27 protein-coding genes are annotated in these 21,630 nt (G+C 44.2%); 3 read left to right on the forward strand and 24 right to left on the reverse strand.

Going from position 1 to position 21,630, the window contains the following annotated elements; all coding sequences use genetic code 11:
• Position 1: 1 nt before the first annotated feature.
• The 13 genes from C5Z25_RS02545 to ccpA all read right to left on the reverse strand — a co-directional run bounded on the left by C5Z25_RS02545 (position 2) and on the right by ccpA (position 8,970).
• Positions 2–1,012 (reverse strand): class I SAM-dependent methyltransferase, encoded by a 1,011-nt coding sequence (locus C5Z25_RS02545; RefSeq protein WP_105452833.1) that lies wholly within the window; start codon positions 1,010–1,012, stop codon positions 2–4.
• A 98-nt stretch (positions 1,013–1,110) separates the two neighbouring features.
• Positions 1,111–1,308 carry a hypothetical protein gene (locus C5Z25_RS02550; RefSeq protein ID WP_105451190.1) on the reverse strand — a complete coding sequence of 66 codons (198 nt, stop codon included), beginning with the start codon at positions 1,306–1,308 and terminating at the stop codon, positions 1,111–1,113.
• Complete coding sequence (locus C5Z25_RS02555; RefSeq protein WP_158682891.1) at positions 1,305–1,727, reverse strand: prepilin-type N-terminal cleavage/methylation domain-containing protein; 423 nt, start codon at positions 1,725–1,727, stop codon at positions 1,305–1,307. Before C5Z25_RS02555 ends, C5Z25_RS02550 begins: the two co-directional genes overlap by 4 nt.
• Positions 1,720–1,929 (reverse strand): histidine kinase, encoded by a 210-nt coding sequence (locus C5Z25_RS02560; RefSeq protein ID WP_158682893.1) that lies wholly within the window; start codon positions 1,927–1,929, stop codon positions 1,720–1,722. Before C5Z25_RS02560 ends, C5Z25_RS02555 begins: the two co-directional genes overlap by 8 nt.
• On the reverse strand, positions 1,913–2,365 hold the full coding sequence (locus C5Z25_RS02565) for a type II secretion system protein (RefSeq protein WP_105451193.1): 453 nt from the start codon (positions 2,363–2,365) through the stop codon (positions 1,913–1,915). Before C5Z25_RS02565 ends, C5Z25_RS02560 begins: the two co-directional genes overlap by 17 nt.
• Positions 2,349–2,696: a competence type IV pilus major pilin ComGC gene (gene comGC / locus C5Z25_RS02570; RefSeq protein ID WP_105451194.1), complete on the reverse strand. Its 348-nt coding sequence runs from the start codon at positions 2,694–2,696 to the stop codon at positions 2,349–2,351. The genes C5Z25_RS02565 and comGC overlap by 17 nt, the downstream gene beginning before the upstream one ends.
• Positions 2,693–3,742, reverse strand: a complete 1,050-nt coding sequence (locus tag C5Z25_RS02575; RefSeq protein WP_234002771.1) for a type II secretion system F family protein — start codon at positions 3,740–3,742, stop codon at positions 2,693–2,695. The genes comGC and C5Z25_RS02575 overlap by 4 nt, the downstream gene beginning before the upstream one ends.
• The gene (gene comGA, locus C5Z25_RS02580) at positions 3,678–4,655 is read right to left on the reverse strand and encodes a competence type IV pilus ATPase ComGA (protein ID WP_105451195.1); all 978 of its coding nucleotides are present in this window, start codon (positions 4,653–4,655) and stop codon (positions 3,678–3,680) included. Before comGA ends, C5Z25_RS02575 begins: the two co-directional genes overlap by 65 nt.
• Positions 4,656–4,774: 119 nt before the next feature.
• The gene (rbsK, locus tag C5Z25_RS02585) at positions 4,775–5,695 is read right to left on the reverse strand and encodes a ribokinase (RefSeq protein ID WP_105451196.1); all 921 of its coding nucleotides are present in this window, start codon (positions 5,693–5,695) and stop codon (positions 4,775–4,777) included.
• Positions 5,696–5,831: 136 nt separating this feature from the next.
• Positions 5,832–6,560, reverse strand: coding sequence for a YebC/PmpR family DNA-binding transcriptional regulator (locus C5Z25_RS02590; RefSeq protein WP_105448698.1), 729 nt, complete (start codon positions 6,558–6,560; stop codon positions 5,832–5,834).
• A gap of 128 nt (positions 6,561–6,688) precedes the next feature.
• The gene (locus C5Z25_RS02595) at positions 6,689–7,009 is read right to left on the reverse strand and encodes a DsrE family protein (RefSeq protein WP_105451197.1); all 321 of its coding nucleotides are present in this window, start codon (positions 7,007–7,009) and stop codon (positions 6,689–6,691) included.
• A gap of 4 nt (positions 7,010–7,013) precedes the next feature.
• Entirely contained in the window at positions 7,014–7,880 is an 867-nt protein-coding gene (locus C5Z25_RS02600) for a TIM barrel protein (RefSeq protein WP_105451198.1), read from the reverse strand.
• Positions 7,881–7,959: 79 nt separating this feature from the next.
• Positions 7,960–8,970 carry a catabolite control protein A gene (ccpA, locus tag C5Z25_RS02605; RefSeq protein WP_105451199.1) on the reverse strand — a complete coding sequence of 337 codons (1,011 nt, stop codon included), beginning with the start codon at positions 8,968–8,970 and terminating at the stop codon, positions 7,960–7,962.
• A 269-nt stretch (positions 8,971–9,239) separates the two neighbouring features.
• Between ccpA and C5Z25_RS02610 the strand changes: the two genes are divergently transcribed.
• Positions 9,240–10,349, forward strand: coding sequence for a M24 family metallopeptidase (locus tag C5Z25_RS02610; RefSeq protein ID WP_105451200.1), 1,110 nt, complete (start codon positions 9,240–9,242; stop codon positions 10,347–10,349).
• Positions 10,350–10,413: 64 nt separating this feature from the next.
• Here C5Z25_RS02610 and C5Z25_RS02615 read toward each other — a convergent pair whose 3' ends face one another.
• The 3 genes from C5Z25_RS02615 to C5Z25_RS02625 form a co-directional block, all read right to left on the reverse strand.
• The gene (locus C5Z25_RS02615; RefSeq protein WP_105452834.1) at positions 10,414–11,367 is read right to left on the reverse strand and encodes an aldo/keto reductase; all 954 of its coding nucleotides are present in this window, start codon (positions 11,365–11,367) and stop codon (positions 10,414–10,416) included.
• 80 nt (positions 11,368–11,447) lie between these two features.
• Positions 11,448–11,981, reverse strand: coding sequence for a YtxH domain-containing protein (locus C5Z25_RS02620; protein WP_234002772.1), 534 nt, complete (start codon positions 11,979–11,981; stop codon positions 11,448–11,450).
• Between the two features lie 2 nt (positions 11,982–11,983).
• Positions 11,984–12,400 (reverse strand): DUF948 domain-containing protein, encoded by a 417-nt coding sequence (locus C5Z25_RS02625; protein WP_105451201.1) that lies wholly within the window; start codon positions 12,398–12,400, stop codon positions 11,984–11,986.
• Between the two features lie 231 nt (positions 12,401–12,631).
• On the opposite strand from C5Z25_RS02625, the gene C5Z25_RS02630 reads away from it, so the two are divergent.
• Positions 12,632–13,522 carry a mechanosensitive ion channel family protein gene (locus C5Z25_RS02630; protein WP_105451202.1) on the forward strand — a complete coding sequence of 297 codons (891 nt, stop codon included), beginning with the start codon at positions 12,632–12,634 and terminating at the stop codon, positions 13,520–13,522.
• A gap of 63 nt (positions 13,523–13,585) precedes the next feature.
• On the opposite strand, the gene C5Z25_RS02635 is transcribed toward C5Z25_RS02630, so the two are convergent.
• The 6 genes from C5Z25_RS02635 to racE form a co-directional block, all read right to left on the reverse strand.
• Positions 13,586–14,740, reverse strand: coding sequence for an N-acetyldiaminopimelate deacetylase (locus tag C5Z25_RS02635; RefSeq protein ID WP_105451203.1), 1,155 nt, complete (start codon positions 14,738–14,740; stop codon positions 13,586–13,588).
• Between the two features lie 17 nt (positions 14,741–14,757).
• Positions 14,758–15,468, reverse strand: a complete 711-nt coding sequence (gene dapD, locus C5Z25_RS02640; RefSeq protein ID WP_105451204.1) for a 2,3,4,5-tetrahydropyridine-2,6-dicarboxylate N-acetyltransferase — start codon at positions 15,466–15,468, stop codon at positions 14,758–14,760.
• Between the two features lie 22 nt (positions 15,469–15,490).
• Positions 15,491–15,982 carry a cyclic-di-AMP-binding protein CbpB gene (cbpB, locus tag C5Z25_RS02645; RefSeq protein ID WP_105451205.1) on the reverse strand — a complete coding sequence of 164 codons (492 nt, stop codon included), beginning with the start codon at positions 15,980–15,982 and terminating at the stop codon, positions 15,491–15,493.
• 88 nt (positions 15,983–16,070) lie between these two features.
• Positions 16,071–16,589 (reverse strand): metallophosphoesterase family protein, encoded by a 519-nt coding sequence (locus tag C5Z25_RS02650; RefSeq protein WP_105451206.1) that lies wholly within the window; start codon positions 16,587–16,589, stop codon positions 16,071–16,073.
• The gene (locus C5Z25_RS02655) at positions 16,586–17,188 is read right to left on the reverse strand and encodes an XTP/dITP diphosphatase (RefSeq protein WP_199774926.1); all 603 of its coding nucleotides are present in this window, start codon (positions 17,186–17,188) and stop codon (positions 16,586–16,588) included. The genes C5Z25_RS02650 and C5Z25_RS02655 overlap by 4 nt, the downstream gene beginning before the upstream one ends.
• Before the next feature lies 1 nt (position 17,189).
• Positions 17,190–18,002, reverse strand: a complete 813-nt coding sequence (racE, locus tag C5Z25_RS02660) for a glutamate racemase (protein WP_105451208.1) — start codon at positions 18,000–18,002, stop codon at positions 17,190–17,192.
• A gap of 199 nt (positions 18,003–18,201) precedes the next feature.
• Here racE and C5Z25_RS02665 point away from each other — a divergent pair, with 199 nt between their 5' ends.
• Positions 18,202–18,732, forward strand: a complete 531-nt coding sequence (locus tag C5Z25_RS02665) for a YslB family protein (RefSeq protein WP_234002773.1) — start codon at positions 18,202–18,204, stop codon at positions 18,730–18,732.
• Positions 18,733–18,860: 128 nt separating this feature from the next.
• Here the strand turns inward: C5Z25_RS02665 and trxA are convergent, their stop codons facing one another.
• Together trxA and C5Z25_RS02675 are read right to left on the reverse strand one after the other, a co-directional pair.
• On the reverse strand, positions 18,861–19,178 hold the full coding sequence (gene trxA, locus C5Z25_RS02670) for a thioredoxin (protein ID WP_105448711.1): 318 nt from the start codon (positions 19,176–19,178) through the stop codon (positions 18,861–18,863).
• A gap of 84 nt (positions 19,179–19,262) precedes the next feature.
• Positions 19,263–21,629: an endonuclease MutS2 gene (locus C5Z25_RS02675; RefSeq protein WP_105451209.1), complete on the reverse strand. Its 2,367-nt coding sequence runs from the start codon at positions 21,627–21,629 to the stop codon at positions 19,263–19,265.
• Position 21,630: the final 1 nt, after the last annotated feature.

Genomic DNA, 21,630 nt, shown 5'->3' on the forward strand with positions numbered 1-21,630 from the left:
CCTAGCGAATAATATTTTGACCAACCCAAGTATCAATTTGGGCAGTAAACGCCTCAAAAGCGGTTTTATCTTCAAAGGATGGAAATTCGCCTAATAAGACTTTACCAGCTTGCTGCGCTTGCCCGCCCCGTTTTTGTAAGACGACTATTGATTTACGTGACTTTTCATCCAAAAACAAATTAGCCGGTAAATTCAACAAGCCTTGCAAATAAGCCGCTGAACTCATCCATTTCAATAGGCCCTGGGCTTCTTGGGATTGGAAAATAGTTGTTGGCACTAAGAAAACGCCCCAACCGCCTGGTAATAATTGTGACATGGCCTGTTCCATCAACAGATGATGGGTATATGAATGCCCATTAGTTGCTTTTGTTTCGAAATCTTTAACCCGTTCGTCTAATGGATAATAACCGACCGGTAAATCACCAATCGCCACATTAGTCTTAGGCATCACTAATGGATCAATCCCATCTTGATGAAATAGCTCAACTTGTGACTGTTGTAATTCCATGCTCATCGCTGCAATTGCCAATTGGTTATCGTCGTTATCAACCCCATAACCTTGAATAGGCGTTGACCGCGTTGGCTGTAGCTGATTAATCACCGTTGTCAACAAGTTACCGGTACCGACTGCAATATCTAAAATGGCTAATTGTTCATTCGACCCAACTAACTTAGCAATTAAATAGGCAGTCAATAACCCAATTGAATCTGGCGTCATTTGATGATTCGGGTCTACCCGGTCATTATGAATCGCTTTTAATAATGCGAGTTGTAATGATCGGCGGATCGTCTCCGCATCATATTGGCTTAACGTTACCGTCTGATAGAGCTGTTCCAAAGTTGTCACCTGGGCAGCATCAGGCTTCCCATCTTCGACATGGACTGATTGACTTAATAAATTATCGCCGGTTTCAATCAACGCATCGACATAAGAGACTGATAGCTGTTGCATTAAAATTGTCACTGATTGATCTAAGACCTTAAAAAGCGTCTCAGTTGCTGTTTGTGCCAGAATACTCACCTCTCCAAAAAACTTAAATACTCACTCATCTTACCGATTTTATGGGTTGAGTTCAAGCTGGAGCTTTGATGATGCGCTAAAAATAGCCGTTAATTAGTCGCAACCGAGTTTGATGTTTTAGTGATTGGACTAGGTTGCAACAGCAATGGTTCACGATACGCTTTAAGCATATACCGATAAATCGTTTGTCGCTGCACGTAACTGATATACCGATGACTTTCAAAGGCACCAAAAATCAATAAAAAGCTCATGACTGATAATAGCATCATGCCACGCCGTTTCTTCATGCTGGCACCTGTTTAGGTAACAATAACCGGGCCTTAAAGGTCTGTCCACGGTCGGTCACAATCGTCATTTGTTGATTAGCAGTGACGGCATACTTTTTAACGTGTGCCATTAAATAAATATAGCCACTTTTTGTATGGACATCGACTAATTTAATTTGTCGCCCATCATACTTTAATAGATACGTTTTCTGGTCTGCAAACAACTCAACCGTGCCACCTGGCGAAATTCGACCAACTTTAAAATGATGAGCTGGGTTTTCTAATTCATGTAACATCAGATACCACTCAATAGCAGGCATGGTTTTCTTCCCGCGACTCATTAAATCACGCTGCCCTTGAAATAAAAATTGACCCACAATTAATAACACACTTAGCGCCAGCACGACTTCTATCAGGGTAAATCCAGCCCGCCTACGCATCCGCAACCGCATTCAATTGTGGTAATCGTTGCTGTTCATACTGATAACGCGCTTGTTCAATCTGTTGAATCATTGCTTGATCACGTCGTTGCATCATGACCTCCAGACCACCCCAAAAGCTGACCGCCATCGTTAATAGGCTTAATGCCACTAGCGTTTCAGCCATCACAAAACCCGGTCGTCGTTTAAGTAACATAGGCAATTCGATACGCTCCCCACCCCATAATTGACGTTAATTTAATTCGTACATTTGGTCTTAAACTTGACTGTAGATACACCGTCAATAAATTTGCATGACCATTTTTATTAATACTAATGAATTGCACAACACCAGCATGAAAAAGTGTCGCCGGCATTTTTACATCCGTTTGGGAAAAAGTCGTCGGTTCACCTGGAATCCACTGATTAAATCGAATGAAATTACCGTGAATTTCAACCTGTTGGCGATGACCATAGGCGCTCGCCAAAAAGACTTGTTCTTGCCATAATGTTTGAAATTGCTCCCAAAAAAGTTTTTCATGCACTCGCTGCTGCGGTTGACTAGGAAATCGATAAGCGCCAATTAGTAACATCGTCCCCAGCAAGGCCAAAACCACGGTCGTTTCAATTAGCGTAAAACCTTTAAGTGGTTTTCGCATTTTTATTTTCTGGCCGGACTGGATCAATTTTTTGGTCTAACGCTTGCTTGGCCTGTTGTGAATTCAAATATTTAGCGGTCTGAAGATCTTGAATGTTGACTGTCGTAATATCTTTATTCATATCATTAGCATACATTTCAGCTTGATTTTGTACGACTTCAGTCAACGCTTTATTTTGACGATTCCCCGCCGTCTTGCGTTGGGCATTTAAATTTGGGACTACGATTAGCATTAACAAGGCAATAATCGACAAAACAATCACCATTTCGATTAACGTGAACCCTCGGCGTGGTGCGCTGACTTTATGCCAGAATTGCTTGACAGTTTTCATTTTAAAATATCCCCCATTGAATTATACATTGGTAATAACAAGTTCAAGTAAGTTCCGACAATCACCACCGCTATCACCATAAACATCAGCGGTTGAATCCAGCTAATTAGCCGATTTAAGTCGCGAATCAAGCGGTCATATTGGACAGTGGCGAAATAGAGTAATTCTTGGCTCAGTTGTTCAGTTGGACTTTCTTTACTAACTAATAACGCTAACTCATTCGGTAATAACCGATCAGCCTTAATAATTGCTGGCAGTGCTTGCCCGGCTAATAAAGCCTGTTCAACAAAAGTGCCCTGTTGCTGTAATAAAGATTGGGCTTTAAAGTGTGCGCTGACCTCACAGATTGCTCGTAACCCCAGTCCACCTGATAACAGCATGCCAGCATTTAAGGTCAAATAATATCCACAATATGTTTTCACCAATGGCCCAATTAACGGCCATGGTGCTAACCAGCGAAAACGTTCACGGACTGGCAGGTGCTTTAGGTGTGCGCCAACAATGCTTAAACTCAATAAGCCTAGCGTACCGAAGCTTCCCAGTAATAATTGCCAAGTCCGTGCTTGGGCCGGCGCCGTAGCAACCTGACTAAAATTCGGTAAAATGGTCGTCTTCACCATCACTAAAGTTCCCACAAGTAGTAACAATAAAACCAGTGGATATTGTAACAAGCGTTTGATTTGCTGCTGTTGAAGTGCTTTGGTCCGCATTAAATGGCCGGCTTGCACTAAAGTTGGCGTTAAATCACCATGTTGTTCGGCAATCAACAATTGATAATATAAGTCAATGCCAATATAAGCTTGCAAGGCAGCTGCTAAGTTATCCCCCGCCTGCAGTCGTGCAATAACCGGGGTAAGACGTTTAAACTTTTGCCCATGAATATCAACAATGAACCGCATGGCATCACGTAATGAAAACCCATTACTAATCAAATCAGCTAAGGTTTCAAATAAAATAGCTTGTACCCGGATGCTCAACCGTTTATTCGGCCTGGAGTCGTTGGGCCAGTGTCGCACTAATCCGGCCAATGGCTTGTTGTTCTTCAATTAATTGCCCCCATCTTGCCGTCATCATCGTCGTTGATTGTGCAGTGACCTGCGCCGGTGTCGTCACAATATCAAATAACGCAGCCTGTGAGCCATCGGTCGTGGCGACTAACCGTTGATAAGTCGCCGCCACTAAGGCTTGTTGCAAAGTCGCCGGTGCAATCCCTAACTGTTGCAACCGGGGACCAATCCCAAACACGCCCCGGGCATGAATCGTACTCAACACCAAATGCCCACTTAAGGCTGCTTGAATAGCCACCTGGGCCGTCTTTTCGTCCCGGATTTCACCAATAATAAAAACTTCCGGATGGTGTCGCAACCCCACCTTTAATAAATCAGCATAGGTCATCTGGGCTGCGTCATTAACTTGTAGCTGTAAAAATTTAGGTTCATATATTTCAACTGGATCTTCAATCGTCATGACTACCTGAGGTCGTTCAACTTGGCGAACTAAATCATACATAGTTGACGTTTTGCCTGACCCCATTGGTCCTGAAAACAGCACTAACCCAGTACGTTGCATCAACTGCTGTAATTGGTTGCGTTGACTCGGAATCAAATACTGTAAAGGCGTCTCACTGGCCTGATAAAGCAATCGAATCACTAATGACTCCCGCCCCAAGAAATCCCCCACAGTAGAAATCCGCAAGTTCAAAACGGTCGCCGCTAGTGTATACGTCATCGCCCCTAATTGTGGCCGCCGATGATCGCTAATGGCCATATTACTTTGGTACTTAATATGATTAATGACTTGTTGAGCAGTTGCTAAATCTAATGTCATTAATGGTTGTAATTGTCCCGCTGCTTGCAGCAAAACTTGATACTCAGTCGTCGCTGGTAGCCAATAAATATCACTAGCTTGTTGCGCAACGGCTGCCTGAATAATCGTCATTAATTGTGTTTCAACGGACATCGCTTCACGCTCCTTTCATCCCACAACTCCGTAAAATCAGTTTATTCAGACGAAAAAAAAACACCCGAATTAAGAAATAACTTAATTCAGGTGGTCACATAATTAACGTCTTTTTTCGTCTAAGCGCGTTCAGCAGCAGAAATTTCAGCAACCGTTGGAATTGACGGTTGCGCACCCAACTTTTGTACAGCCAATGAAGAAGCCCGGTTGGCAAAGCGTACCGCCGCATTTAAATTACTGAAATCAGCTTGCAATACGGAACTCAAGGCACCAATAAAGGTATCCCCCGCAGCGGTGGTATCAATCGCAGCCACTTTATAAGCAGGGACAAATCCATGGTCGTGCTCTCGCATCCAAAAAGCCCCCTGACTACCAACAGTGATGATGACGGTGCTAACCCCCATCGCTTGGAACTTTTCTGCAGCTTTAATCATAGAGTGTTCATCCGTGATGTGCACCCCAGTCAAGGTTTCTGTTTCCGTTTCATTTGGGACAATCAAATCAGTCACGGCTAATAGTTGTGCGGGCACTGTGTTTGTCGCCGGTGCAGGATTCAAGATAGTTCGCCGATTAGCGGCTTGTGCTAATTCAAAGCCATGTTGCGTCGCTACTTGTGGCGTTTCAAATTGCGCAATCAAAAAATCACTGGCGGCAATCACCGGCTGCGCTAAATCCACATCCGCCGGGGTCACTTGTTGATTTGTCCCACCATCAATTAGAATTCGATTTTCGCTGCTATTATCCAACAAGATAAAGGCCGAACCAGTGCTAGCAGCCGTACTATGTTGCACATAATCGGTCACCACACCACTAGCCGTTAATTGTTTGACCATAAATTGCCCTTCAGCATCTTGGCCGACCTTACCAATAAATGTAGTTTGAGCACCGGCCCGCGCCGCGGCAATGGCTTGATTAGCCCCTTTACCACCGCCAGCAATACTTTTACCAGTCAGCGGCAACGTCTCACCAGGCTTAGGAAAGCGTTTCACCTGAAGAATAGTATCGACATTCAAACTACCTAATACGGTTACTTTATTCATTATTTTTCGTCCCTTCAAAAATACGCTAGCCTAATTTTAGCAAAGTGCCGTCTCAATCACCAGTTTGAGCCAATATAATTATAAAAAAAGACTGGTTTAGTCTCATTATAAGACTAAACCAGTCACTTTAAATTGATTAATCTGGGAAATTAGCGGCTTCATAAACTTCTGAAACATCGTCATTATCTTCAAGTTCATCAATCATGTGTTGTAACTTTTCAACTTTATCCGTTGGGACATCCGTCAAGGTTTCAGGAATCATGGTTAATTCCGCATTTTCAAGCTTATACCCCTTAGCTTCCAAGGCATCCCGAACTTCAGCCAATTGCTTTGGATCCGTATAGATTTCGAAGGCTTCATCACTGGATTGTAAATCATCGCCACCAGCATCTAAAACATCCATCAACATCGTGTCTTCGTCCGTGTCTAAATCTTCACGCACAATCACGATGTAACCTTTACGATCAAACATGTAGCTCACTGCACCAGAGGCCGCTAAAGCACCACCATGATGGGTGAAAGCTGAACGAACCGCTGCGGCCGTCCGGTTTTTGTTATCCGTCAATGCGTGAACCAGAACAGCGATACCACCAGGGCCATAGCCTTCGTAGGTAACTTCTTCGTAGTTCGCCGCACCGGAGCCACTACCTTTATCCACTGCCCGTTTGATGTTATCTTTAGGCATGTTGGCAGCTTTAGCCTTATCCATAATCAACCGCAATTGCGAGTTAGAATCTGGATCAGGACCTCCGGCTTTAACAGCCATGTAAAGTTCGCGAGAGATTTTTTGGAAAATCTTCCCACGTTTAGAATCTTGGGCGTTTTTACGTCCTTGAATGTTATGCCATTTTGAATGTCCTGACATTGTGACTCCTTCTTTCTTTATTTATTCGATTTATGATTAAACATACGGTTAGTAGTTTAACAAATAAAACGGTTCATTTCAAGGTCTAGACCTAGTCTAACCGATTTCACGTCAAACTCAGGCATCCATTAAGGTCGTAAGTAGGCAAAGCCATGACCCTCTAATTCAACAATCCGGACAACCCCGGCTGGCACGACCGTCACCCCGGTCACTAACTCACTAGTGGCAACGTGATGACTATTCAATGCATTTTGACAGGCATCAATCTCAACTTGGGGCTGTGCTTGAATAAATGGTTGCCACGAAGCTGACGTTAAAGTGGTCACAGCCGGTCCGTTCACCACTAGCACAATTTCACTAGTCGCATCCGCCGCCAGCAAATTTTCAATATTACTCATCGCCATTGCAACTTTTGCCACTTCATCTAAATGCACCACAACTTTTGCCATTATTTCACCGTCGACTTTCTAATCCTTTAACTTCAAGATTTCTTAAATAGTGATAGCTCGCCAACATGTTCGCACAAGTTGCATCCGTTTCATCGGGCACCTCATAAATCATGCTGGCCGTTGCGTTTAGTACTGGCAAGACGCGTTGCCAATCAATCAGCCCGGCACCTAAAGGTAAACTATCATGTTGTTGGCCCAATGAGTCCACCAAATGATAATGTTGAATTAATGGTCGGAGCCGTTTTAAGCTCAGCATGGTCAATGCCATATCTCCGTGCAACCCAATAAAAACATGGCTCAAATCACAAACTAACGGTAAGTGATGTTGAATAATAAGTTCATCCAACTGCGGATCACCATACATAAAACTTGGCGTGATGCCATTCTCAATCATCACGTGCCCTTGACCTTGCCGTACTAACCTATCTAAGCGTTCAAAAACAGTAGTTCGAGCATCAGCCAGCGAGGCGTATTCTGCAACCAATGCTTCACTTTCAGGACCACCATAGCCACCATGAACCAACAATCGAACATCCAGTTCAATGGCTACTTCTATTAATTGAGTCGTTGATTGCTGTAAAAATTGATATGCCTTAGCTTCACGGTTAGGGTCTAATAGTTGGTCTAAATGAACACCCTGATAACTCATCGGATGATGGACGATTACATCCGCTGTAACCTGTTCCTTAACAAAAGTAATCGCTTGTTTTAACCGCTGAAAGGCCGCGGGTTCAAAATCGGCTGCACTCGTAAAAAATTCAAAGGTCGTCGGTCGGTATTGCAACCGATTCATCAATTGGTCTGGCTCGGTAGACGCCTTTAAGCCTAATTGGACAATTCCCGGTCGTTTCGGTAACTTCAATGTTGCCATCTCGCATGCCTTCTTTCTAACTTCTATCGCAAAAAAAGCTCAGAACCGAAGTTCTAAGCCTAGTATACCCTACCTGAAACTATTCAGCGGATTTGGTTGAATCACGCCGGACAATCCCATATGGTAAGGTGATTGTCTTTTCTTCGAGTGGTTTATCGTTCATTAATTTGGTCAACATCCGCATCGCCACTGCCCCGATATCATATAAGGGTTGGGTAATTGACGTAATTGAAGGCCGCGTAATCTGAGTAATAATCGTATCGTTACTCGTAATCACTTCTAGGTCACCAGGGACATCTACACCCGAAGCCATGCTAGCATTAATGATACCGGCAGCCATTTCGTCGTCACCAACGAAAACTGCGGTGGCGCCACTGTCTGCAATGACCGGTTGTAATTTTTTACCGGCATCATAAGAATAGCCCGCTTCATAAACCAAGCTATCGTCAAATGCCACATTCGCTTTGCTCAAAGCTTGCTTGTAACCAGCTAAGCGGTATTCTGCATTAATTGATTGTGACAAGGGTCCTAAGGCAATCGCAATCTTTTCATGACCACGCTTAATTAAATTAGTCACCGCTTCTTCAACTGCTGTCACATAATCGATATTGACACTAGGCGTATCCCCTTCAGGATCAACCGTCCCGGCCAAAACAACTGGTGCTTTAGCCCGTTTGAATTCAGCACGTAACTTATCATCAATATGGTTCCCCATAAAGATAATCCCATCAACTTGCTTAGCCATCAACGTATTTAACACGTTAACTTCTTGTTCACCGGCATCATCGGAGTTCGTTAAAATAATATTGTATTTGTACATCATCGCAATATCATCAATCCCCCGAGCAAGTGACGCAAAATAAATATTAGTGACGTCGGGAATAATGACCCCGACCGTCGTTGAACGTTTGCTAGCTAATCCACGTGCAACCGCATTTGGTCGGTAATCAAGCCGTTCGATAACCGCCAAAACCTTCTTACGGGTAGCTGGTTTAACATTTGGGTTCCCATTAACGACCCGGGAAACTGTCGCCATTGAAACCGCCGCTTCGCGTGCCACATCATAAATCGTTACTGTTTGTTTTTCCATATAAAATAGCCCTTTCTTACTTGGTATCATTTGTTTTCATTCGTTTTCATGCAACATCAACCAATATAGCAAAATTATGGCATTGTTGCAACTTTATAACCTGTTGAAATCGCTTTCATGAAAATAATACCTTACTTGTTTCCAAAATTCAAGATTTTGCAACGCCTTAACCAAATTTTCACCATTAAATCTGCCCCTTTTCTCAAGCAACAGCGCTATACTATCTTATATGGTAGGAAACAAAAACTTATTTTTGAGGAGTGATTGAAGTGGCAGATTACACCAACCTGCAACAAGTACGCCAATGGACCGTCGATAATCACGTTGACGTCACCTATGTAAGTGACTTTCACACAATTTCATATTTAACCGGATTCGGTAGTGACCCGATTGAACGAACATTAGCCTTATTCGTTTTTGCGGATGCGGAACCCTTCCTATTCGCGCCAGCTTTAGAAGTTGAAGCAATCAAAGGTACCGGCTGGCCTTACCCTGTATATGGTTATTTAGATCATGAAGATCCCTATGCTTTAATTGCCAACCATATTACGGCCCAATTAACTGACCCTAAAGTTTGGGCGTTAGAAGCTGGCAACTTAACGTTAGATCGGTTCCAAGCGATTCAACAACAATTCCCAGCAGCTCACTTCGATAAAAATCTGTCACCAATGATTCAGAAGTTACGCCTAGTCAAAACACCGGCCGAACTTGAAAAACTACACGTTGCCGGCAAATGGGCAGACTTTGCCTTTGAACAAGGCTTTGCAGCCGTCAAAGCTGGCCGGACTGAACAACAAATTGCAGCCGAACTTCAATATGCCTTAATGAAAAAAGGGGTTATGGAAATGAGTTTCGGCACGTTAGTTCAGGCAGGTACCCACGCGGCCGAACCTCATGGCGCCACCAATCAAACCCAAATCAAACCGAATGAATTAGTGCTCTTCGACTTAGGTGTGATGTGGGACGGTTATGCCTCAGACGCTTCGCGGACAATTGCTTACGGTCAACCAACTGCTAAGCAAAAAGAAATCTATGAGGTTTGTCTCGAAGCCCAGTTGACGGCCCAAGCCGCTGTTAAACCAGGAATGCCAGCTGAAGACGTCGACAAGCTAGCCCGCGATGTCATTACCAAAGCAGGCTATGGTGACTACTTCATTCACCGCCTTGGTCATGGCCTCGGCCAAACTGACCATGAATTTCCATCTATCATGGCCGGGAATCACATGCCATTAGTTGAAGGGATGTGCTTCTCAATTGAACCTGGAATCTATATTCCAGGAGTAGCCGGCGTCCGGATTGAAGACTGTGGGGTCGTTACTAAGGATGGCTTCGAACCATTCACACACACCTCCAAAGACTTGAAGATCTTAGCCCTTTAATCACTAACGTCAAAATCGCTCGGACACCAGCTGGATAGCTGATGGCCGAGCGATTTTTTTTGCGTTAAGGTAAATCATTGCCCGCAGCAAAGTAAATATCATACCATTCCTGCCGGGTCAGATTTACGCCAGTCCCAGCAATACTTTCCGTTAAATGTTGCGGATTCATTGAACCAAGGATGACTTGCATATTTGCCGGATGCCGGAGAATCCAAGCTGTCGCAATCGCATTTTTAGTCACCCCGCGACTGGTTGCCAAGGCTTGCAGTTTCGTATTCAAGGTCGGAAACTTAGGATTATCAATAAATGTTCCGGCAAACATCCCATATTGATAAGGCGACCAAGCCTGAATCGTCATCTGGTGTAACCGCGAATATTCAATGATTTCACCGTCATGATTAATACTGCGATTATCTTGCATATTGGTATGCAAACCAAAGTCGATCGGCCCAGTATGCATCACCCCAAATTGTAATTGGTTAACAATTAAGCGTTGACTTAAAGCTGATTGTAATAAGTCCACTTGCATTGGGTTAAAGTTAGATACCCCGAAGTGACGAACTTTGCCAGCGACTTGTAATTCATCAAAAGCTGCGGCTACTTCAGCTGGTTCCATCAGAACATCCGGGCGATGCAATAAGAATGCATCCAAATAATCAAGTTGCATGCGCTCTAAAATACCGTCGACAGCCGAAATTAAATGGGCCTTTGAAAAATCATACCGTTGTCCAAATACTAAGTCGCCCTTACTTCGCTTGGGGTCAAGCACAATGCCACCTTTAGATTGAATAAAGAAATCCTCACGCTTTAAACCACTTTGTTTAAGCGCCATCCCAAAAGTCGTCTCTGATTGACCATTCCCATAAATATCGGCACCATCAATAAAGTTAACCCCTTGATCGTGGACAGTTGCTAATACCTGTGCTGCCTGAGTGGGTGTCAAGCTCACCATCCGCATAATGCCCAAGGCCACAGCCGAAACCGACGTGGTCGTTGATCCTAATTGAATTGTTTTCATTGCCATAAAACTCCCTCCAACTTCATTAGCTACACAAAAAAAGACTGAGCTCAATGCTCAGTCTAGCAGATATCATTATTTTATTCTTTAGTGGTGTCCGGCGTAATGCTTGAATCATCAGCATCAGTGGCCACGTTAGTTGTGTCACTTTCCGCATCATCTGGCATTGCGTTGGTCGCCTCACTAGTTGCCGTAGCTAAGTCAGCATCTGCTGAATCACCAAAAGCCGCTGCGCTATCAATTACAATATCATCATTGGTGTCCGTTGAATCAGCTTCAACACGAGCTAATTCAGAGCGTAAACTATCCGTAGCTTGATCTAAGCTAGAACTGAAGCTTTCACCCGCCTCACCTTTAGTGGCTTGATATTGATCAGCAAAATCAGCGACTTTTTGTTTAGCATCTGCAAATTGCTGGCTAGCTTCATCTTTAAAATCAGCCGCAACATCATTAGCGTAAAAGGCATAGTCAATCGCCCGGTCTTTAAAGTCAGCCACCCCTTGTTGTGCCCGTTCCTTTAAAGCGGCTTTTTTATCAGCATCTAGCTTCATGACAGCCGTCGTAATCGCGGCGCCACCCAATACTAATCCGAATAAGAATCCTTTTTTTGACATTGTTAATCCTCCTCGCTATTTTTCTTTGATCGCCGGTTCCGATAAACATCAAAGGCCGCTTTACCAACCTTGGAAGCACTTGAAAACTTGCTGCGCTTTTCGTTGCTTTTTCCAACTTTAGCCGTTAATTCACGGGTCGCTGCATTCAAATCAGAAACACTCTGGCCTAAGTCTCCCATTGCTTGGAACGCTGGATCAATGGTGGCGACCTTACCATTAACATCTTTTAATAATTCATTCGCATTGGACATGATTTTTTCAGTTTCATGTGAGAGTGCATCGACATCATCCGTGATGGCACTCAAACTCCGGTTAACTTCTCCCATCGTTTTCGTAATTCGCACTAAGAAAATCCCAATGAAACAAACTAGTAGTAAGAATGCGATAGCGGCAATGATTCCCGCAATATGTGTAATCATCTTAAAATTCCTCCTTCAACTGCCTTTAACATTAGAATAAGCATAGCATTGTCATAAAAATACTGCAACGAAAAAAGTGCTTACATCCACGTGAGCATAGTCTACCAGTTCTATTAAACCGTTACCACTGTTGTTAGCTCGCACACGCCCTGTAATACCCAACCGCTAGCTTGGTTCCCACGTTCAAATCTGCTAAACTAGACTGCAGACCAACTTAACGAGGGTGAAAACATGTTTTTTTCAACACACTTAGGGGTCAATACCCCCAAGCAAGTCTCCGTGTGGGTAAAACTCGCGGCTAAAATTGATTGGCAACAAATCTTAATCAACATTGGTGGTAAGCTACTCGAAATCGTACTATTCAGTTTACTCTTTTGGATCATCGACCGCTTAGGTAAACACTTGATTCATCATGTGTTTCTCACTAACGCTCAGACCAATGATACGGCTTCTAATCGTATTTCGACGATTTTCACGTTATCCTTGAACATTTTCCATTATGTGATTATCTTCTTCTGGCTCTATGCGCTCCTATCCGTTTTGGGAGTTCCTGTGGGGACCTTAATTGCCAGTGCTGGGATTTTCAGTGTTGCATTAGGCTTAGGTGCCCAAGGTTTTGTTAGTGATATCGTCACCGGATTTTTTATCTTATTAGAAGATCAAATCGACGTGGGGGATTACGTTAAGATTGAAACTATTGAAGGCACTGTCTCAGCAATTGGCCTAAGAACGACCCAAGTCACTAGTCCCGACGGTTCATTGAACTTCATTCCCAATCGTAAGATTATGATTATCAGTAATCAATCTCGCAACGATATGCGCGTTTTAATTGACTTACATATCAATACCGACACCCCGATTGAGGCCTTGGCGACTGTGATTAAAGCAACAAATCGTACTTTAGTCCCTAAGTATCCAGACATTATCGGTGACCCGGATATTCAGGGTGTGGCCACTCAAACAGATGGCACCTTAGTCTTTCGCGTGCAATTTTACGTAAAAAATGGGATGCAAGTAACCATTCAACGAGATTTTTTAGCGGCTTACTTGGCCGCAGCACAAGCAGCTGACATTCAACTCCCATCACCAACCTTAACGTTACAACCGCATTCGAAAGCTTAAGTGACAAAAAACAAGCCTCGGCCGAGCCCCTAATGGGTTCGACTGAGGCTTGTTTTTGCAGTTCTACACAGTTCGTAACTGATTACGATGCGTCAAATAGCCAGTCATCGCATTAACTCCGGCCATGATGGCACTAGTATTTGGCACCATGTGCTCTGAATGAAGAGAATACGGACTATCCACGCCTAGCCAGAACATCGTCCCAGGAATTTGGTGAATCAGATACCCAAAATCTTCACCCGTCATTGCTGGCTGAGTTTCGATAAAGTTAACAGCAGCATCATTTTGCATGTACGTCATAAAATCAGCGGTAATTTGGTCATTGTTTTCGACCGGATAATAACCACCCTGATGCAAATCCAAATCAATTTGGCAATCGTAAGCTAACGCAATGCCTTCGACAATCGTTCGTACACGTCGTTGAATATGCAAATTCATTTCCTGCGTTAACGCCCGAATCGTCCCATCAATCTGGGCTTCACCCGCAATGACATTCCCAATGGTTCCCGCCGTAAAGTGGCCTAACGTGACCACCCCACTTTGAATGGGATCGACATTACGCGCGACAATTGTTTGTAATTGTTGGACCAAAGCGGCACCCGCAACGACCATATCATTGGCCTGGTGTGGAAAAGCGGCATGACCACTCTTGCCAATTAAATGGGCGTGAATCTCACACGTTCCCGCAAACAAAGTCCCCATGCGACACCCGATGGCCCCCGCTGGTAAAGCAGGATTATCATGAAATGCAAAAATTTCATCAGGCATCCAGTCATCCAAAGCGCCACTTTCGTACAGGCGTTTGCCACCAGAAGCATTTTCTTCCGCTGGTTGAAACATGAAAATCATATCCGTCGTTGGTTGATTAGCGGCAAAATAACTTAGAATTCCCAGTGCAACTGACATGTGAATGTCATGCCCACACGCATGCATCTTACCTGGATGTTGTGACGCAAATGGTAAATCGGTTGCTTCCGTCACGGGTAACCCGTCAATATCAGTCCGATAACCGATGCGATAGTCATGGCGTTGACCACTCACTTTAACCAAGATAGCCGTTGGTACCGCAGCGACCGTTTTGATGGTCAACCATGTTTGTGGCATCGCTTTAATAATTGATAGCAGATACGCCTGCGTTTCGTGTTCTTCCAAGCCAAGCTCAGGAATTTGGTGGAGATGTTTATAAATTGGTATTAACTCAGTTTCCTGTAAGACCATTGGTTGTCCCTCCACGCTTAGAGTTGACGTAATTCACTCATGAGTTCTGTTTTACTCTTAGTTTTATCATCAATATCTTTTAATTTACGTGCAGGTACCCCGCCGACAACGGTGTTTGGTTCAACATCATTAATCACGATGGCCCCAGCTGCAACCACGGCGCCTTTACCAACATGCACGCCTTCCAAAACGACGGCATTGGCTCCGATCAAAACATCGTCATCAATCCGAACTGGTTGTGCCGACGGTGGTTCTACCACACCAGCTAACACAGTACCGGCACCAATATGACAATTCTTACCCACAATGGCCCGGCCACCTAAAACAGCGCCCATATCAATCATGGAACCTTCACCGATTTCGGCACCAATGTTAATTAAGGCCCCCATCATAATCACGGCATTGTCGCCAATCAAAACTTGATCACGAATAATCGCACCAGGTTCAATTCGCGCATTATATTGCTTCAAATCAGTTAAGGGTACCGCTGAGTTGCGCGCATCATTTTCTAATTCAGAATCCGTGATTAATGCTGCATTAGCCTTTAAAAAGGGTTCAACGTCGGTCCAGTCGCCAAACAAAACGCCAGCGTCACCGCTAAAAAAAGTCTTAATTGTCGCTGGTGCGTCTAATTGGTCTAATTGACCCTTCACATAAACTTTCACTGGTGTTTTTTTCTTCGCATTACCAATGTAGTTAATAATTGCTTGTGCATCTAATTTTGCCATTGGAACCCCTCCATGATGTTTTTTATTTAGCTTTTTCGCTAACGGAAAAATCTTTCTCAATCATATCATATTGCTTACCAATTTCGTGGGCTAAGAAGTTAAAACTCTTCATAAACTCCCGGCGCGTAATAATCCCACGGAAAACGCGGTCAGCCGTTACCACCGGCACAAATGGATTATCGACCATTAAGTGTAATGTGGTTTCGACATCCGTCACGGTTGCCACGGTTTTAACCTCGGTTTCCATCACATCACAGACCCGTTTTTTCATTAAAACATCCGTATTCAATTGATCAAAACCAAGCATCTGTTCAGTAATTAATGGTAATGAAATCAGGCCTTCAAAATGCCCTCCATTATCCAATACCGGAATTCGCGAATATTTAATCTTCGTCAATACTAAAAAGGCATGGTACAAATTGTTATCAGTTTGGACGTTAGCGACAATATCGGCCGGAATTAAAAAATGGTCTGTATTGCGCATTAATAAATCCGCTACTGGTTTAATTAGCATCGTGTGACCCTCCCTTAAGAAGCTACCCCTTTATTCTAACCGAAAATCAAGGTAAGTTGCGGGGAATCTGCTCATCTTTAAGGATTTTTTAGCGAGCAAAGTGAAATTTCAATGCTGTAACTGGCTGTTGCTGACGGTCATAATACTGCACATCAATTGCGGTTGCTTGCACATCGACAATCGCATATGTCCCACCTAACTGGGTGAATTCACCACGCGGATAACTAATGCTGCCAGGGTTTAAAACCAATAAACCAGCATGCCGTTCTACGCCCAATTGATGGGTGTGCCCAAAGAAAGCCAGCTGGGCTTTTGCCGCTTGTGCAGTCGCAATCAGATGATCCAAGCTCAGATTAACACCAACTAGATGACCATGCGTCATATAAACCTTAACGCCCGCCACTGTAGTTGTCACCGCCGTTGGGTACTGATTATCAAAATCCATATTACCTTGAACGACATGCATCTGATCAAAGACAGCATCATCCGCTGCCAACTCTGAATCACCACAATGGAAAAAAGCATCTACTTTATCTTGATAAGCCGCTAGTAATTGCACCAAAATATCGCGATCACCATGACTGTCACTCACAACTAAACATTTCATTTTTGAGGTGCCCACCATTCATCAAATTTAGTCATTAATTGACGTAAGGCTGCGCCGCGATGACTAATCGCATTTTTCTCAGCCGCCGTTAATTCCGCCAATGATTTTTGATACTGAGTTGACCAAAACAACGGATCATAGCCAAAACCATTATCGCCACGGGGGGCAATTAGGATACGTCCTTTTAACTCACCGGTGACAACTAATTTTTCGCCAGTCGGTTGCAGCGCAACCAAAGTCGTGTGAAATGTCGCTGTCCGTTGCGCTTCCGGCACACCACCCAAGTTGGCTAATAATTTCGCATTATTGGCCGCATCATTATGATCACCCGCATACCGCGCCGAATAAACACCCGGATCACCATGCAACGCCGTCACCATTAATCCCGAATCATCAGCAATAGCTGGTAACCCAGTCGCTTGAACGACGGCAGTCACTTTCTTAGTCGCATTTTCTTCAAAGGTTATCCCATTTTCCTTAATCGGTGGTATCGTTGGAAAATCCGCTAACGTTTTAATCTCAATCGCATATGCCGCAAGCATTGCGCTAAATTCACGGGCTTTATTTTCATTATTTGTCGCAATAATTAAAGTTTTCAATTTAGTCCCCACCTAAAGTTGTTTGTGTGACTTGAAAAGCTGGTTGTTGAAGCCAATTTTTGGCAATCGTCGCAAAATGTTCCGGCGAGCCAGTCGTATAATAGGCATCTGGATAAGCTTTGGTCGCACTCGTATTTTCAATCCCAAGATAATCTAACATGAAAGAGACGTCATTAATCGTTTCGGCCCCCGAATCAATCAAAGTCACATCTTGGCCAACGACATTTTGAATCAAGGGACGCAACAATGGATAATGGGTGCACCCTAAGACCAACGTGTCAATCCCGCTCGTTTTAAACGATTGCAGCGACTCTGCAACGACTTTTTTAGCGACTGTTGACTGATACTCGTTAGATTCCACTAATGGAACAAACTTCGGACAAGCCTTGGAAATCACCGTAGCAGTCGGATCTTTGGCTAGAATTGCATCTCGATACGCATTACTGCGAATCGTCCCTTCTGTCGCAATCACACCAATTCGGTTGTTCTTGGATGCCTTGAGCGCCGCTCGTGACCCCGGAGAAATAACCCCAATCACTGGAATTTTAAGTTTCGCACGTAAATCGGGCAAAGCTGCAGCGGTGGCCGTATTACAGGCAATCACCAGCATTTTGATGTCTTGTTTTAGCAAAAAAGACGCCATCTGCCAGGAAAAGTCGCGGACTTGTTCACTCGGTCGCGGCCCATAAGGGAGCCGGGCCTGATCGCCAATGAAATTAATGGTTTCCCGTGGCAATTGCTTAAGCGCTTGCTTGACGACCGTTAAGCCACCCACGCCGGAATCCATGAAACCAATTGCATGTTCATTTGCCATATTAAAAATCTCCGTTCGCTGAATTCTGAAACTTCATTATGGTCTTTTTTGAAACTGATTTCAAGCCAGACCCAGCGGCTTAAATTAGTAAAGTTTCCACTCAGATGGTCGAAAAAGTTCTGCATCTGTCCAGAAACAAGGTATAATATTTATTATGAAGTGGCAATGATGCCGCGATTAGACATGGAGAGGACTTATCATGACGAATGCCTTTTATTCTCAATTTGCAGGTAACACGATTAAGACTTCAGTTTTAAGTGTTGAAGTTTTACGTGATGCCTTGTTACCAAACTTGCTGGGAGCAGATAGTAGTGGGATTCTTTACTGGGCTGGTAAGGATTTAGCGCGCCAATTTCCAGTCGCAACGACGGCTGACTTGGTCACTTTTTTTGAACAGGCTGGTTGGGGACACTTACTAGTCATCAAAGAAAGCGCAGATTTAATTACCTATGAATTAACCGGCGAACCCGTCGCTCGTCGAAGTTATGCCATCAAAAAACCAGACTTTATGCTCGAAACTGGCTTTCTCGCTGAACAAGCTGTTCAACGCGTTGGCTGTGTTAGCGAGGCTAAGTTGACCTTTCAAAATAAGATGCGGATCCGGATTGCCGTTACGATTGATCATAAACAACCCATCACCAATCACGATCCAGCCACCCCAATTGAAATCGTGCAGCCGTTACTTGACGACACCCCAGCTGACGAGACCACCCCTGAGAATCAAAACTAACCCATCACTTTTTAACTGATGGTTGAAAAAAAGACTAAGTTAGGCCAACCGCCATCACTTAGCCTTTTTTGTCGCAAAAAAAGACGCACAGCCTGAACTGCGCGCCTCCTTAACCTCGTCATAACCGTCTATGCTTCAACGTAAGTTGCTAAGGTCTTTTTAATTTGTTCCTTTGAATGGTAACCAACCAAGGTATCGACCACTTCACCGTCTTTTTTAACTAATAAAGTTGGAATACTCATAATACCAAAGTTTTGCGCCGTGTTTGGGTTCGCATCTACGTCCATTTTGTTGAAAGTAACTTGATCCCCCATCTCACCGGCTAATTGTTCAACTACTGGTGATTGCATCCGACAAGGACCGCACCATGTTGCCCAAAAATCAGTTAGTGTAACGCCCTTTGCAGTATCCGTTTCAAAAGTCTTATCAGTAGTAGCTTCGACCATTTTGATCGGCCTCCCTATAATTAGTTATTTACTATTTGTAAGTATATCAGTTATGCCCAAAAGAACAACTAATTTGCCTACAACCTATTTGAAATTAACTTCGGTCGCCCCATTGCCACCGTGGTTCGGCGCAGCAAAGTGGAATGACTTCACTTGGCGGTTCGTTTGTAAATAGTCAGTAATTCCTTGTCGCAGCGCACCAGTCCCCTTACCGTGCACAATCGTGACGGCAGGATAGCCTGCTAACAAGGCCGCATCAATGTAGCGATCGACTTGCGTCATTGCATCTTCATACCGCACGCCACGTAGGTCAAGGTTCGGTGCCACATGACTGGCATTAGCACTTTGGACCGTTGCGCGGGCTCGCTTTGGTTCGGCTTCGGGCTTGACCTTTTCTAAATCAGCCACTGAGATCTTCATTTTTAGAATCCCCAGTTGGACTTCCCAAGCTTTGGCCCCCATCGACCGTACTAAGACGCCGCGTTGCCCATATGACTTAACTAGCACATCGTCGCCTTGATGGAAATCTTGTTTCGCCTTTTCATGTCGCAAGACCCGATTCTTTTTAAGCTTAGGTTGCTGCTCCAAGGCATTTAAGGCGCCCTTCGCATCAATTAGCTCGTTTTCTTTGATTGTCGCTGTCCCACTAGCTAATTGCTTCTTGCGCAGGTCACTAATGATCGCATCCGCTTGCGTTTTACTCTTTTCAACAATTGCATTAGCCTGAGCCTTAGCAGCCTCAACTAATTGATCTTTTTGTTGCTCATAAGCATTGAACTCACTCTTTAACTGCTTATGGAGTTTATCCGCGTCAGCTAGGTCAGTTGTAAGCTGCAACTGTTCGTCTTCAACCTGTTTGCGCTTAGCAACTAAGTCGGCAATCATCGCATTCAGGTCTTGGCTATCCGTATCTGTTAATGACCGAGCTTGCGCAACAATACTAGCTGGAATCCCTAATCGTTGTGCAATATCGAGGGCATTACTCCGCCCAGGAATACCCACCAATAAGCGATAAGTCGGCTTCAACGTGGCTTCATCAAATTCCATGCTGGCATTGATGGTATCCGGCCGGTTAAATCCATATGCTTTTAATTCGGGATAATGGGTCGTAGCAACCACTTGGGTATTCTTAGCCCCAATGGCGTCCAGAATGGCAATAGCTAATGCGGCCCCTTCTTGTGGGTCAGTCCCGGCACCCAATTCATCCACTAAGACCAAGCTACGGTCATCGATTTGGGCCAGAAAGCTTTCGATATTTTCCATGTGGGATGAAAACGTACTTAAGTTTTGTTCAATCGACTGTTCATCACCAATATCGGCAAAAATTTCATCGTAAATCCCAATCCGACTACCTTCATCCGCGGGAATAAACAACCCAGATTGCCCCATCAATTGTAAGAGTCCCAACGTTTTTAACGTGATGGTCTTCCCACCAGTATTAGGACCGGTAATGACAATCGCTTGGTAATCCGTCCCCAATGTAATGTCGTTAGCCACGACCTTCTTTTGATCGATCAACGGATGCCGGGCTTGACGTAAAAAGACTTCATTTTTGCTAGAAACTTGTGGTTCAGTCGCATGCATGGCATGGGCGTATCGCGCCTTCGCATTGATAAAATCAAAATGGCCCAGAATCGCGGCATTAGCTAAAATTTCTGTCTGATAAGGGGCAATCAAATTGGATAGTTCCTCTAAAATACGCTGTTCTTCTTGCTTTTCAGCAACTTGATTCTGTCGTAACCGGTCATTTAGTGCCATCACAGCTTGTGGTTCAATGAATAACGTCTGTCCACTGGCACTTTGATCATGGACGATTCCCCCAAAGCGACTGCGGTTTTCAGCCTTAACGGGAATCACGTAACGATCATTACGAATGGTGATGATTGGATCACTGAGATACTTGGAATCCTTACCACGGGTATATTGTTCCATTTTTGCCCGAATCTCAGCTGCTGTTTTACTGATATGCCCTCGAATGCTGCTTAACTCCGGTGACGCTGAGTCAGTGATGTGACCGTCACCTTCGATAGCATTCGCTAATTGTTTCGTCACCGCTGGTAAAGTGACCAGTGCTTGGACTTCATCAAATAAGCGGCGGACGCCATTTTCTGGTGCTTCCGCTAAGAGGTCCTCAAAAAAGCGCGTAATCGCTTGCGTCGTTTTTAAGACCCGGCCAATTTGTCCAAGTTCACTCCCATTTAACGTCGCACCAATGGCTAAACGCTTCATATGTGGCGCAATATCCGCTAACCGAGCAATTGGAATACCGCCTTTAAGTCGGTAAACCTCGGCCCCGTCGTTGGTCTCATCTAGGGCCAATTGAACAGCGTCTAAAGCGGTCATTGGCTGTAACTCATTCAGTTCTTTTTGACCAGCAGCCGAGACCACATAGGGTAAGAGCTGCTGTTTAACTTGTTGGTATTCTAAGGTGGTTAATACTTTGGAATTCAAT

The organism is Lactobacillus sp. CBA3605 (assembly GCF_002970915.1).
Classification (GTDB): Bacteria; Bacillota; Bacilli; order Lactobacillales; family Lactobacillaceae; genus Lactiplantibacillus.

Coding starts and splice junctions, on each gene's coding strand:
- C5Z25_RS02550 (WP_105451190.1), bottom strand. CDS start 1,308: ATGAAGAAACGGCGTGGCATGATGCTATTATCAGTCATGAGCTTTTTA.
- C5Z25_RS02555 (WP_158682891.1), bottom strand. CDS start 1,727: ATGCGTAGGCGGGCTGGATTTACCCTGATAGAAGTCGTGCTGGCGCTA.
- C5Z25_RS02565 (WP_105451193.1), bottom strand. CDS start 2,365: ATGCGAAAACCACTTAAAGGTTTTACGCTAATTGAAACGACCGTGGTT.
- comGC (WP_105451194.1), bottom strand. CDS start 2,696: ATGAAAACTGTCAAGCAATTCTGGCATAAAGTCAGCGCACCACGCCGA.
- comGA (WP_105451195.1), bottom strand. CDS start 4,655: ATGTCCGTTGAAACACAATTAATGACGATTATTCAGGCAGCCGTTGCG.
- rbsK (WP_105451196.1), bottom strand. CDS start 5,695: ATGAATAAAGTAACCGTATTAGGTAGTTTGAATGTCGATACTATTCTT.
- C5Z25_RS02590 (WP_105448698.1), bottom strand. CDS start 6,560: ATGTCAGGACATTCAAAATGGCATAACATTCAAGGACGTAAAAACGCC.
- C5Z25_RS02595 (WP_105451197.1), bottom strand. CDS start 7,009: ATGGCAAAAGTTGTGGTGCATTTAGATGAAGTGGCAAAAGTTGCAATG.
- C5Z25_RS02600 (WP_105451198.1), bottom strand. CDS start 7,880: ATGGCAACATTGAAGTTACCGAAACGACCGGGAATTGTCCAATTAGGC.
- ccpA (WP_105451199.1), bottom strand. CDS start 8,970: ATGGAAAAACAAACAGTAACGATTTATGATGTGGCACGCGAAGCGGCG.
- C5Z25_RS02615 (WP_105452834.1), bottom strand. CDS start 11,367: ATGAAAACAATTCAATTAGGATCAACGACCACGTCGGTTTCGGCTGTG.
- C5Z25_RS02620 (WP_234002772.1), bottom strand. CDS start 11,981: ATGTCAAAAAAAGGATTCTTATTCGGATTAGTATTGGGTGGCGCCGCG.
- C5Z25_RS02625 (WP_105451201.1), bottom strand. CDS start 12,400: ATGATTACACATATTGCGGGAATCATTGCCGCTATCGCATTCTTACTA.
- C5Z25_RS02630 (WP_105451202.1), top strand. CDS start 12,632: ATGTTTTTTTCAACACACTTAGGGGTCAATACCCCCAAGCAAGTCTCC.
- C5Z25_RS02635 (WP_105451203.1), bottom strand. CDS start 14,740: ATGGTCTTACAGGAAACTGAGTTAATACCAATTTATAAACATCTCCAC.
- dapD (WP_105451204.1), bottom strand. CDS start 15,468: ATGGCAAAATTAGATGCACAAGCAATTATTAACTACATTGGTAATGCG.
- cbpB (WP_105451205.1), bottom strand. CDS start 15,982: ATGCTAATTAAACCAGTAGCGGATTTATTAATGCGCAATACAGACCAT.
- C5Z25_RS02650 (WP_105451206.1), bottom strand. CDS start 16,589: ATGAAATGTTTAGTTGTGAGTGACAGTCATGGTGATCGCGATATTTTG.
- racE (WP_105451208.1), bottom strand. CDS start 18,002: ATGGCAAATGAACATGCAATTGGTTTCATGGATTCCGGCGTGGGTGGC.
- C5Z25_RS02665 (WP_234002773.1), top strand. CDS start 18,202: ATGACGAATGCCTTTTATTCTCAATTTGCAGGTAACACGATTAAGACT.
- trxA (WP_105448711.1), bottom strand. CDS start 19,178: ATGGTCGAAGCTACTACTGATAAGACTTTTGAAACGGATACTGCAAAG.